Origin of the sequence: Paenibacillus sp. VTT E-133291, from assembly GCF_002264395.1 — a bacterium.
GTDB lineage: Bacteria > Bacillota > Bacilli > Paenibacillales > Paenibacillaceae > Paenibacillus_AQ > Paenibacillus_AQ nitricinens.
The window spans coordinates 31879-44263 of sequence record NZ_NFVA01000027.1 but is presented as its reverse complement, the minus strand read 5'-3'; the positions used below and the strand labels follow the sequence as shown (position 1 = coordinate 44263).

The window sequence follows — 12385 nt, the reverse complement described above, 5'->3', positions numbered from 1 at the left end:
AACAATTCATGAACATATCAAAAAACCGCCCTGATTTAAGATCAGTGGCGGATCTTGTAAATTAAATTATTTGCTGCCGGTAAACGTAATTCCCTTTATAAAGAAGCGGTTAAAGAATGCATAAATAAGGAGCGCTGGGAGGGTAAACACCATTGATGCGGCCATAATATAATTCCAGTGGCTAATATACTGGCCCTTAAAAGTATTGAGACCTAGTGTAAGTGTGAACATCGACTTGTCTGACATGAACATCAGTGGCTTCAGAAATTCATTCCATGCACCCATGAATACAAAGATCGTCTGAGCCGCCAATGCGGGGATAGCTAGTGGCAGAGCAATGCGGAAAAATGTGCCGAACTTATTTAGACCATCCATCTCGGCAGCCTCCTCCAGCTCTTTCGGAAAGCTCAGGAAGAATTGCCGCATCATAAAGATGAACGTCGCATTTACCATCATCGGCAGCGTCAGCGCAGCATAAGTGTTCAACAAATCAAGCTGTTTCATGATCAGATATGCAGGCACGATAGTCAATTGGCCGGGAATCATCTGTACGGCCAGGATTAGAAAAAACACAACCTTGCTGCCTGTAAAATCAATACGTGCAAGCGCATAACCCGCCATAGAGTTGAACAAGGTATTGCATAGCGTTGAAACTACAGCGATGAGTGCACTGTTGAACATCCATCTGAGAAACAGCGGCTCCTTCACGAAGATGTCGTAATAGTTCTGGAAAGTGAACTGTTTTGGAATAAAGTTGATACTCCCTGACACAATCTCGCTTAACGGTTTAAACGATGAGGATAGTGCCCATAGGAAAGGTATGACCGTCACGCACCCATATGCGAATAACAGGAAATACAGAACCACCTTAACCCCTTTGGAATAGTTAATTACCACCTGATCGTCCTCCTAGTTCAGCTTCTCTTCGGAGAATAGCTTCCGCTGGATCAGCGTTACGATCATAATGACCGCAGCCAGCATGACAGCGAGCGCAGAAGCGTAACCGAAGTCGAGATTTTTAAACGCATACTGATAGATAAGCAGAGCCACCGTTAAGGTGGAGTTATTCGGACCGCCGGAGCCAGCCGAAAAAATATACGATTGATCGAATAGCTGAAAGGTACCGATGATTCCCATGACTACCGTGAAGAAGGTCGCCGGCTTAATCATCGGAAGCGTAATAGAAATAAAACGTCTAAATCCACCTGCCCCATCCAGCATGGCCGACTCGTACAATGCATCAGGGATATCCTGCAGTGCAGCTAAGAAGACTACCATAAAAAAAGGAGCAGTAGACCATATATTCATAAGCATGATCGCCTTAAGAGCGACCGCCGGATCTCCAAGCCAGTTGTAACCATGCAAACCTACGAACTCAAGCACACGGTTCAGCAGACCGTTTGAATTGTAAATCCACATAAAAATAAGTGACAATACCGCCGAGGAAGTAACCGTCGGCATAAAAAAGACGATTCGGAAGAAATTTTTAAATCTAAGCTTAGCATTCAAAATAACGGCTAATAAAATAGCAAATGCAGTCTGCAAAGGTACAACGAACAGCGCAAAGGATGCCGTGTTTTTCAGCGCAATCCAAGCTCTCTCGTCACCAGCCATACGTGTAAAGTTATTGAATCCAACCCACTTGTAACTGACATCACCAAGTAAATTTACCTTATGTCCTGATAAATAGAGCGAATAAAAAACTGGCAGGAACAAAAAAGTGCCCAGTACAAGAATAGTAGGAAGCAGGAACAGATAGGCCGTCACATTATTTCTTAGCTTCTTTCTAAATGTTGAGACTTGAGTCATGCTTCACTTTTCCTTTCGGTTCAGAATGAAAGAAGGAAGGGGTGGTCCGAAGACCCTCCCCCTTCAATCCGTTTATTTTGCTGCTTCAATTTCCTTATTCGCTACATCTTCAGCTTTCTTCATAGCATCCTCAAGCTTGGAGTTGCCCATAAATGTATCTACAAATTGGTTATTGAAGTTATTAGTGATGGTAGGCAGCGTAGATGCGGCTTGCCATGGTGTTGCATAAGAAGCACCCGCTACAATTGCTCCACGCAGTTCGTCCTTGTCGTAGCCCAGCTCCTGTGCGACAGATTTCCGTGTAGGAAGTGCGAACCCTTTGCTGGTCCAGGTCTTCATTCCATCCTTTCCTGTCAAGAAAGAGATTAACTGCCAAGCCGCTTCTTTCTTCTTCGATTGCTTGTTCATTACATAAGCTACCGTAAAGGCCATTGTGCCTTTCGTACCATTCACCGTTGGAAGCTCAGCGGTAGCATAATCCAGATCCTTGTAGTTGGATTCCAGGAATGGAATCGCCCAGTTGCCTTCGAATACGATAGAAGCCTTGCCTTGCCCGAACATTTCTCCACCCCAGCCAGCGCCTACTTCCTTAGGCTCACCGGAGGATTTATCAACGTTGTGCATATCTACAACAAGCTGCAAGCCTGGGAGTGCTTCAGCAGATGCGAAGGTTGCTTTGCCTTCTTCGTCAGAAACTTTTCCACCGAACGCTTGGATCATGAACATCTGACGTGCAAGCTCAGGCGCAACGCCGAAGCCATAACGAGTGATTTTATCTCCTTCTTTTTTAGTCAGCTTGATCGCGTCTGCTTTCAGTTCATCCCAAGTTGTTGGAGGCGTCGTAATTCCCGCTTCGGCAAAATCCTTTTTATTGTAGAACATAGCGAGCGTAGAGAAATCCTTAGGGAATCCGTAAGATACATCATCTTTCTTAAAAGCATCGACCATTGGCTGTTCAAAATCTGCAACATCAAACTCAGGTGTCACATAGCTGTCCAATGGCTCCAGCACATTGGCTTCAATGAGACCAGGCGCCTCGAATGCGTCCAGGTAGAAGACATCCGGGCCTTCTCCACCTATGAGTCTAGTCTTGATAACATCCATGTATTGATCGGCAATAACTTCATAATTTACTTTCACATTCGGATATTTAGCTTCGAACTCCTTCAGCGTCTGATTTAACAGGTCCTGCTCTTCTGGACTCGCTCCCCAGCCTGCAAGTGTAATCGTAACCGGCTCATCCGTTGTCGGTGCTGCTGTTTCTTTATCTGTGCTATTGTTTGTTGCAGCCGTTCCTGCGTTACTGTTTGTTTTGTTGCCACCACATGCGGTCAACATTAGTCCAGAAACCAGCATCAAAGATAGAATTATTAACCCCGATTTTCTCATTTTCAATACAACCTCCTTAGTATTGTCAGGCTTTTTATATAAAAAAATTACGTATTGCCTATAGAATCACCAGTTCATAGCCAGTCTGGTTAGACAAAATCTCCAGCTTCGGCTCGTTATCCACACGACTAACTCGCAGGCTGAGCGTGCCATTGCCAATCTGTAATTGCTCCACCTTTAAGTCATTCATACCGTTTAGAAGTGCAGGCTTGATCGTAATTTGCCGGGTTAGGGCATTCGGTTGAAGACCAAGCAGTGCTTGCACGAAGGTCAATGGTGTTCCAGCCGCCCATGCTTGCGGAGAACAGGCTACCGGATAAGGAACCGGGGCACCGAGCTGGTCACTGTAACCACAATACAATTCAGGCAATCTGTAATATTCAAATTGGTCAGCTGCGTTCAGTAATCCTTGCATAACGGTGATTGCTTCCTCTGTGAACCCGGACTGACTAAGGCCAAGCAAACAGAGTGAGTTATCATGTGGCCATACACTTCCGTCATGGTAGCTCATCGGATTGTAACCTGTAGCCGCAGTACTCATGGTCCGAATACCGTATCCTCCGAAGAGATCAGGGGCTACCAGTCTTGCCGCAACTGCTTTTGCCCGCTCTGGCGAGGCGATTCCTGACATTAGAATATGTCCTGCATTCGAAGTAACGGAGTCTACCCGTTTCTTATCCTTATCCAGGGCGATTGCATAAAATTGCTCATCATTCATCCAGAAGTCTTCCTCGAAACGGGTTCGCAGCTGAGCTGCATCTTTTTCCATAACCTCTGCCTGTTCTTCGTGACCTAGGCTCTTGAAGATAGGAGCAAGTCGAGTCAGCGCCTGATACACATAACCTTGAACCTCTACTAGCGCGATTGGGGCCTCCGCATAATCACCATTACTATGAATGACGGAATCCGCAGAATCCTTCCACCCTTGATTGGCAATTCCCTTGGATGACTTCTGATAATACTCCACAAAGGAATCTTTATCATAATCGCCATATTCTTTAATCCAATTCAATGCAGCGTTGAGATGCGGCATTAACGAGCTAACAAAATCAAGATCTCCTGTCCAGTGGTAATACTCAGCGGTAAGCAGCAGAAACAGCGGTGTTGCATCGATTGTGCCGTAATAAGGTGTGAACGGAACTTGGTTAGTAGCCGCTAACTCTCCATACCGGATTTCGTGCATCACTTTGCCTGGCTGCTCATCGCGCCACTCATCTTCCTTCTGGCCTTGGTAGGCAGCCATTGTAAGTAAGGTTCCCTTAGCAATTTGAGGATTCGAAGATAACATTTGCAGCGCTGCAATCAGGCTGTCGCGTCCAAAGGGAACGGAGTACCAAGGTAAGCCTGCAACCGGAAACTGCCCATAACCAAGGTCCGTGAGCAGCACCCGTAAATCTTGAACCCCTCGATGGTATAGCTTGTTAAATAACGGCATATCACTGCTGATGGAGGTCGATGAAGCATTCCAACTAGCGTAAGATGCTCTGAGCCTATTCATTGCTTCCTTAGGTTCATGCTGCAGCGGCTCGTTGCCATTTATCATCGGAGCAATAAAGAAAGCGATTTCAACACTCTCCTGATGCTTCAGCTCGACATCGAAATGTACCTCACCTGTCTCGCTTATTCGGCTTTCCTGAGTATCCCATTTCACCTTGGTTTCTCTCAGTAACTCATCTGCCCCGAGATAACTGATCACTCTTTCACCTGGAGCACTTCGTTCACCCGTCTTACTTCCTAGCTTGCCATGCTGAAACCCACGAATCACGAACATATCTGTAAAATCCGCATCTAACAGCACAGAGAAATCGAATTGGATGGCTTTTGGATAATAACTTGTTAACTTGAAGGTCTCATATAATGCACCCTCATAAATAAAGCGGGTACGTTCAATCTCTACAGACTCACGCCATAAAATCAATTTACCGTCTTCCTCCATATGAGGATTGGTAAGACGAATGGTAGAGATATAATTCTCATCGGCAGCCGAGGATAACAATATCGGTCGCTGATTATTAATTCGGATTTCCATTCGGCTTAAGAAACGGGTATCTCTAGTATAGAGACCTAGACCCGATTGATCATTGTCCGGTATGTCCCCACTTTTGTCCGTCATTAGAAACAGATCATTTTCTTTAATAACTCGATAATTCAAAACTTCCCCTCATTTCTTCGCTGTGTATCCGAAACGTTTCGGAAAAAGCACAAAAAAATATATGTTTCAGATAATCTAATGCTCCACAGACTTACCAAAACGTTTCGGATAAGGTATAATCGAATTATAAATCATGATGAAAGCATTTACAAGATGCTTTTTTTATTTTATTTTTTAATATTTAAATACTACATATTGCCTTATTGTCCCTAAATATGAAGGAGGTATCGTAATGGTTACTATAAAAGATATTGCCAAAGCCGCCAGCGTATCCGTAACTACCGTCTCCCGGGCCTTAAATGGTTATGACGATGTTAACGAAGGTACTAGACTCAAGATCCGAACTATTGCAGACCAATTAGGCTATAGCCCTAACATGGCTGCCAGATCGCTTATATCCAAAAAAACAAAAACGCTGGGTCTCCTACTCTCCAATGTTACAAGAGATAGCTCCAAAGATAATATAGCCTTTGAAGTATTATGCGGAATCAATGATCGTTCAGGAGAGCTGGATTATGACCTTGTACTCTTCAGCACAACCCCGCAAAAGCAAAGAGTGAAATCCTATAAGACATTATGCCAAGAAAGAGGTGTAGATGGTGTCATTATTATGGGGATTCGACTGGATGATCCCTATCTCAAGGAAATCGTATCCTCTGATATTCCTTGCGTGCTCATTGATATTACACTTGAAGGGCCAAATGTCGGTTATGTCACCTCTGATAATACAAAAGGGGCGCTTCAAGCAGTAACTCATCTGCTAGAGTCAGGGCATCGCCATATTGCTATGATTAACGGACATACCCAAGCAGATGTAGCACTTCTTCGATTAGAAGGTTACCGTCTCGCCCTTGAGAATTACAGTATTCCTTTTGACGAATCCCTCGTTTTTAATGGATTATTTTCCGAACAAGGAGGAAAAGAAGCTGCTCAGCAAATAATGTCCAGCCATCCTGAGGTCACTGCTATTTTTTGTGCAAGTGATTTGATGGCGCTCGGAGCTATGCAGGGTGTGAAGGAAGCCGAAAAATCGGTGCCCGAGGATATTTCAATTATAGGTTACGATAATATTGATCTGACAGCGTATTGCACACCCGCTTTGACTACAGTGAACCAACATAAATACGAGTTAGGAACCAACGCTGCTCAGATCCTCATAGATCTACTAGAGAAACAACAAGCTATTCATCATGTCATGCTTCCTAGCGAGCTAATAAAAAGAGATAGCGTTCGAACCCTTTAACTCCCTTTGGAAACCATTAAACAACTAAAAAAGGATTTCCCTTCATTAGGGACATCCTTTTGGTTGTATGAAATCATGAATCAATGCTAATTTATTACAGCGTCATAGCACGCCCATATCTAGCTAAATACTCTTCCTTCTCCTTATAATCCGGCATGAGGCTTCCAACCTTTCGCCAAAAAGAGCGGTCATGATTCATATGAAGTAAATGACACAGCTCATGGATGATTACATAATCGATAACCTCCACTGGAGCCATCGCTAAGCGATAGTTAAAGGTTAGCTTTTTATCCGAGCTACAGCTTCCCCACTTAGTTCTAGACTCAACAATGTCAATCGTCTTAGGCTTTACTCTAAGCTGTGTCTGATATTTAGGGATCCGTTCGCCTACAATCTTCTTACAGCTAGCGAAATAGAATTTCTTCAGCTTAAGCTTAAGCTCTTCCTCATTTAAATCCCCTGTCTCTATTAACTCATGCAGCGAATAATATTTGCCTAAATACAGGAATTTGCCCTCGTCTTCATACTCTTTGAGCTTTGGTGTTTCTCGGTTCGCTTCAATGCTCCGCAGCTTCTCCACTATCAATTTCCCATTACGCTCAACCACGCTTTTAATCGTCTCTTCACTTGTTTTCTTGGGAGCTTTGAGCGTTATACGCCCTGAAGAATCTATATGAATGGAGATTTTCTTGCCGTTTCCATATTGAACATTAAACTCGATCACCTGATTGTCGTACTCAATCTTCATACCCACCATCGTTTCTATAAGGTTATTCGCAAAAAAAGGAGAACGCGTTTAAGCGTTCCCCCTATTTTAACATGATTCATCAATACACTGGATACTACCTTATAATACAACCCTTTCCCAATCCGCTAACTTTTCTTTTTGTGAAATCGTAAATGCCTTGGTTAACAGATTCGCTTCCAATTTCGCTTCGTTCAACAGATTTTTCCAAGTTATCACCACATTATTCTCATCCAACTGTTCAATCTGTATATCTCCATCAAAGGCTGGATTACTATTTCTGAATTTCAAGATATTAAAGAGCTTCTGCACAACTGGGCGCTCAACCTCAACATCTATCTCTTCTTGAGTATAATAATGCCGATTAATATTCCGTCCTTCTTTGGTCTTCTCCAGAAGCTCTATATCATTCACTCCAGCCAGTAACCCCACATAATAGATCTGCGGAATACCCGGTGCAAAGCATTGGATGGCTCTCGCCAGCAGGTAAGCCTGATCATCATTACCAAGTGCTGAATAATAAGTACAGTTGATTTGGTAAATATCAAGGTTGTTATACGCTTCGGTGCTGTATATTTTTTTGACATTAGCGCCTTGGCTATAAAGGCTTTCTCTTGTCATTTCTGCTTCTTCATCACTCAAAAGATCCTTTACATCCACCACACCAATACCATCATGCGTGTCTAGTGTTGTAAACTGTTTTCTCGGGCAAATCTCCAGCCAATGCACCAACCGGTTTACTTTCCCACTAAATAAAGCATGCAGCACCAACATTGGTAACGCAAAATCATATACATAGTAATCCTGTTCTGCAATTTTTAACTGGATGCTATAATGCTCATGAATTTCCGGCAAAACGGTCACTCCGTAAGGGGCAACGGTCTGCTCAGAGTGATTCAGCATCTCCCAAATATCCGGCTCAACAAAGAAACAATTCGTACCGATTTTTTTGTTAGCATATGCGAAAGCATCTAGTCGAATAATCGAAGCTCCTTTTTCAGCCAAAAACGTTAGATTGTCCGTTATGAATTTCCGCGTCGTTTCTGTAGTCACATCCAGATCAATCTGCTCTTCATCAAAGGTACACCATACTTTTTCCAAGCTACCATCCTTAAAGGTAACCTCTACGTATGGAGCGCGTGGTTTACGCTTATAGATTAAATCCACATCTTCCTGAGTGGGCTCCCCGTTCGGCCAAAAATCCTTGTACCGGATAAACAGATCCGCATATTCTGATTCATCCTTTTTCTCAAGAAAGTCCTGAAAATAAGGAGATTGTCTTGAGATATGATTAATCATAAAATCAAACATCATATAAAAATCCTTACTCATGGCTTCGACGTCCGCCCAATTGCCAAATGCCGGATCAACCTTGGTATAATCCATTGGTGCAAATCCTCTGTCACCCGAAGAAGGATAAAACGGTAGTAAATGAACACCTCCAACGACGCCTCGCAGATGCTTATCTAATATTTCGTTTAATTCTTTTAAATTACGCCCGAGGCTATCTGCATAGGTAATCAACATAGCTTCATTCTTAATTTGCATCATAAATCCCCCTATTTAGATTTCGGCTGCATCTGCACTCTTTTCCCCTTTGCAGATCAATGCCTCATAAGGCCTCAACAGACCCTTATCATGATTATTAAGGTTAGACAGTACAACATGGCCTGCAAGAGGATCAGTTAACGGAATGGTTTGATCCGTAAAATTACAGATTACCGTCCAACACTCATTCCCGTAAGTTCGAACATATCCGCCTAGCTCATTCGAGTCCACATAAATCTCATGATAATCACCATAAATTAACGCTTTATTGTCCCGTCTCAGCTTGATTAATTCCCGATAAAAATGAAGGATAGAATTATCGTCTTGTAGCTCGTCCTCCACATTAATCGATGAGTAATTCGGATTCACATTAATCCATGGCTCCCCATTCGTAAATCCGGCCATAGGTTCTGAACTCCATTGCATCGGTGTGCGGCCCTGATCCCTGCTTCTGATCGCTAAATAGTTCAGGATATCTGCCTCAGACCTACCCCGTGCAGTTTCATTACGGTGATAATTTAAGCTCTCAATATCTCTATACTCTTCAATTGAAGCCATGAAATAATTGGTCATTCCAATCTCTTGTCCTTGATAAATAAAAGGTGTTCCTCGCATGAAGAAATAATAGGCAGCCAGCATTTTAGCTGAGTCTTTATGGTATATCCCGTCGTTACCGAATTTTGAAACCGAACGTACATGATCATGATTCTCCATAAAAAGTGCCATCCAGCCCTTATTAGCTGTCTCAAGCTGCCATTTAGATACTGCGTGCTTAAATTCAGTCAGCTTCCAAGGATGATAGATTCCTTTAGCCATTGGCTTGGCATCCAGATCTACATGATCAAATTGAAATATCATATTAAAGACGCCGTTCTGCTCATCTACATATTCATGAATTTGCTCTATCGGAACCCCAGGAGCTTCCGCAACCGTCATCACATTGCGGGGTTCAAGAACCTCCTGTTTCATCTCGTGAAGAAAATCCAAAATTCCGGATTGATTCAAACAAGCTTCAGCCAGAGGAACATAGCGGCGGTCGTCTTCAGACTTAAGGTGCGGAAATTGCTGATTCTTTTTAATAAATGTGATCGCATCAATGCGAAATCCGGCTATTCCCCTGTCAATCCACCAATCCATCATGGAAAAGATGCTTTGGCGAACTTCGGGATTCTCCCAATTGAGATCCGGTTGTTTCTTAGAGAAACAATGTAAATAGTATTCCTCTGAGGTCTCGTCATATTCCCAAGCTGAACCTCCAAAATTCGATTCCCAGTTGGTAGGCTCCTGACCATCGTTCCCCGGCTTCCATATATACCAGTCTCGCTTTGGATTGTCCTTAGAACTTCTTGACTCCATAAACCAAGCATGTTCATCCGAGGTATGATTCGCTACCAGATCCATGATCATACGGATTCCGTACGCTTCCGCTTGTGCAATCAATTCGAGCATATCTTCCATACTTCCAAACTCATCCTGAATTTTATAGAAATCCCGAATGTCATACCCATTGTCATCATTAGGTGAATCGTAGACCGGACACAACCAAATAACATTGATGCCCAAATCCCTTAAATACCCGAGTCGGTTGATGATTCCACGCAAATCTCCTACTCCATCTCCATTTGAATCCTGAAAACTCCGGGGATAAATTTGATAAACTACACTTTCTTTCCACCAGCTGCTGTTTCTAGTCTCCATAACTCCACACTTCCTCCAGCACCCGAGTCTGGGGCTTTCTTTATCTTATTTAATAGCGCCTTGGCTGACGCCTCTTATGATGTAACGTTGACCGAACAAATAAGCAATAAGAATCGGCAGGATCGTTAACAGAAGTGCCGGTATCAACAGCTCCCAGTTATTCATATACGTTCCGTTAAACACCTTCATCTTAATAGGCATAGTAAAATGGTTATCCTTAGTCAACACCAGTGAAGGCAGCAGATAATCATTCCAAATCCATAACACATTCAGAATCGCAATGGTCACCGATGTTGGAGCTAACATAGGCAGTACAATCTTGAAGAATGTCTGTCTACGATTACATCCATCGAGCAGTGACGCTTCTTCCAATTCATATGGAATCGACTTCACAAAACCATGGTACATAAATACCGATAACGCACTTCCGAAGCCGATGTAGAGAATAATCAATAATGGAATAGGCGCTGCGTCGATCCAATGAAGCTTTGCCCCGTAGATATAAATCAGGGGAATCATAATGGACTGAAACGGAATAATCATGGAAGCCACCATTAGAGCAAAAAAACCATTATTAAATTTAGTCGAATGTCTCACCATGTAATAGGCGGTCATTGCTGCAAAAACACCAATGAACAGGACACTGAAGAAGGTGACTACGACTGTATTTCTAAAGGAAACAAAAAAATTCATTTTATCAATGACTTCAGCAAAATGCCCAAAGTTTAAGCTGGTCGGCAGTGAAAAAGGGCTTTCGAGAATTTGACCATTACTCTTGAAGGAATTGACGATCATAAGAAAGAACGGAAAAACAAAAATGATGAAAAACATAACCAAAAATAAATACGTCAGAATCACGGAAGTTTTTCGTCTAGCATTCATCATGCAGCAACCTCCAATTTCTTACTGAAATAAACCTGCAGACCCGTAACAATTGCAACGATAGCAAACAGCACAAAGGCTTCCGCTTGACCCACACCATAATTATTTTCGATAAAAGCCTTTTTCACCACATGCATCGATACCATGGTTGTACTATCATAGGGTCCGCCTGCTGTTAGAGAATAGTTAACGTCGTAAACCATAAAGGCATTCTTCAGCGTTAAAAAGATGGTAACTACAAAGGAAGGGACCATCAGCGGTAAAGTAACTTTTCTCAACCGTTGCCATCCATTGGCGCCATCAATCGTGGCTGCTTCCACTACATCCTTTGGCACATTAACTAAACCAGCCACAAAGATGATCATCATATAGCCCGCAGATTGCCAGATCGACACGATAACAATGGCCCAGAAAGCCAAATGTTCATCCCCTAGCCACCCTAAACGCAGCCACTCTATCCCGAACTTCTCACCAATAGAAGGCATAGTTTGTACGAATATAAACTGCCAGATGTAACCCAAAATCAAGCCGCCAATCAGATTCGGTGTGAACAGAGAGGTTCGAAAGAAATTTTGCATCTTCACTCCGGAAGTCACTAAATAAGCCAATATAAAACCGAGAATATTAATGATAATAACGGTTGTCACAACAAACTTAACGGTCAATAAAAGAGAATCCCAAAACTTGGAATCCGTAAATGCTGTCTTATAGTTAGCTAAACCTGAGAACTCTATCGGATTTAATGGAGAGGTCATATTGGTAAAGGTGAGATATAATCCATATGCGAATGGAATCAACACTGCAATAGTAAAGAATATGATCGTGGGACCGGTAAAAAACAACTGGTTGCCCATTCGTTTGATCAGACGTTTTTCTGATATCATACGTTTAGCACACCCCTAATCGCTTTAAGGAGGAA

Annotated in this window: 10 protein-coding genes; 1 reads left to right on the top strand and 9 read right to left on the bottom strand. The window is 42.8% G+C overall.

What is annotated here, in order from left to right; all coding sequences use genetic code 11:
* Positions 1 to 66 precede the first annotated feature (66 nt).
* The 4 genes from CA598_RS13330 to CA598_RS13315 form a co-directional block, all read right to left on the bottom strand.
* Positions 67 to 891 (bottom strand): carbohydrate ABC transporter permease, encoded by an 825-nt coding sequence (locus tag CA598_RS13330; RefSeq protein WP_042193304.1) that lies wholly within the window; start codon positions 889 to 891, stop codon positions 67 to 69.
* Positions 892 to 909: 18 nt separating this feature from the next.
* Entirely contained in the window at positions 910 to 1809 is a 900-nt protein-coding gene (locus tag CA598_RS13325) for a carbohydrate ABC transporter permease (protein WP_094870022.1), read from the bottom strand.
* Between the two features lie 72 nt (positions 1810 to 1881).
* The gene (locus tag CA598_RS13320; protein ID WP_094870021.1) at positions 1882 to 3198 is read right to left on the bottom strand and encodes an ABC transporter substrate-binding protein; all 1317 of its coding nucleotides are present in this window, start codon (positions 3196 to 3198) and stop codon (positions 1882 to 1884) included.
* 58 nt (positions 3199 to 3256) lie between these two features.
* Positions 3257 to 5350, bottom strand: coding sequence for an amylo-alpha-1,6-glucosidase (locus CA598_RS13315; protein ID WP_094876819.1), 2094 nt, complete (start codon positions 5348 to 5350; stop codon positions 3257 to 3259).
* Positions 5351 to 5582: 232 nt separating this feature from the next.
* On the opposite strand from CA598_RS13315, the gene CA598_RS13310 reads away from it, so the two are divergent.
* Complete coding sequence (locus CA598_RS13310) at positions 5583 to 6593, top strand: LacI family DNA-binding transcriptional regulator (RefSeq protein WP_094870019.1); 1011 nt, start codon at positions 5583 to 5585, stop codon at positions 6591 to 6593.
* 94 nt (positions 6594 to 6687) lie between these two features.
* On the opposite strand, the gene CA598_RS13305 is transcribed toward CA598_RS13310, so the two are convergent.
* The 5 genes from CA598_RS13305 to CA598_RS13285 all read right to left on the bottom strand — a co-directional run bounded on the left by CA598_RS13305 (position 6688) and on the right by CA598_RS13285 (position 12350).
* Positions 6688 to 7341, bottom strand: coding sequence for a M48 family metallopeptidase (locus tag CA598_RS13305; RefSeq protein ID WP_094876818.1), 654 nt, complete (start codon positions 7339 to 7341; stop codon positions 6688 to 6690).
* 99 nt (positions 7342 to 7440) lie between these two features.
* Entirely contained in the window at positions 7441 to 8886 is a 1446-nt protein-coding gene (gene gtfA / locus CA598_RS13300) for a sucrose phosphorylase (RefSeq protein ID WP_094876817.1), read from the bottom strand.
* Between the two features lie 15 nt (positions 8887 to 8901).
* Entirely contained in the window at positions 8902 to 10584 is a 1683-nt protein-coding gene (locus CA598_RS13295; RefSeq protein ID WP_094876816.1) for a glycoside hydrolase family 13 protein, read from the bottom strand.
* 45 nt (positions 10585 to 10629) lie between these two features.
* Entirely contained in the window at positions 10630 to 11466 is an 837-nt protein-coding gene (locus tag CA598_RS13290; RefSeq protein ID WP_094876838.1) for a carbohydrate ABC transporter permease, read from the bottom strand.
* Positions 11466 to 12350: a carbohydrate ABC transporter permease gene (locus tag CA598_RS13285; protein WP_094876815.1), complete on the bottom strand. Its 885-nt coding sequence runs from the start codon at positions 12348 to 12350 to the stop codon at positions 11466 to 11468. Before CA598_RS13285 ends, CA598_RS13290 begins: the two co-directional genes overlap by 1 nt.
* Positions 12351 to 12385: the final 35 nt, after the last annotated feature.

Coding starts and splice junctions, on each gene's coding strand:
- gtfA (WP_094876817.1), bottom strand. CDS start 8,886: ATGCAAATTAAGAATGAAGCTATGTTGATTACCTATGCAGATAGCCTC.
- CA598_RS13320 (WP_094870021.1), bottom strand. CDS start 3,198: ATGAGAAAATCGGGGTTAATAATTCTATCTTTGATGCTGGTTTCTGGA.
- CA598_RS13295 (WP_094876816.1), bottom strand. CDS start 10,584: ATGGAGACTAGAAACAGCAGCTGGTGGAAAGAAAGTGTAGTTTATCAA.
- CA598_RS13290 (WP_094876838.1), bottom strand. CDS start 11,466: ATGAATGCTAGACGAAAAACTTCCGTGATTCTGACGTATTTATTTTTG.
- CA598_RS13305 (WP_094876818.1), bottom strand. CDS start 7,341: ATGAAGATTGAGTACGACAATCAGGTGATCGAGTTTAATGTTCAATAT.
- CA598_RS13285 (WP_094876815.1), bottom strand. CDS start 12,350: ATGATATCAGAAAAACGTCTGATCAAACGAATGGGCAACCAGTTGTTT.
- CA598_RS13325 (WP_094870022.1), bottom strand. CDS start 1,809: ATGACTCAAGTCTCAACATTTAGAAAGAAGCTAAGAAATAATGTGACG.
- CA598_RS13310 (WP_094870019.1), top strand. CDS start 5,583: ATGGTTACTATAAAAGATATTGCCAAAGCCGCCAGCGTATCCGTAACT.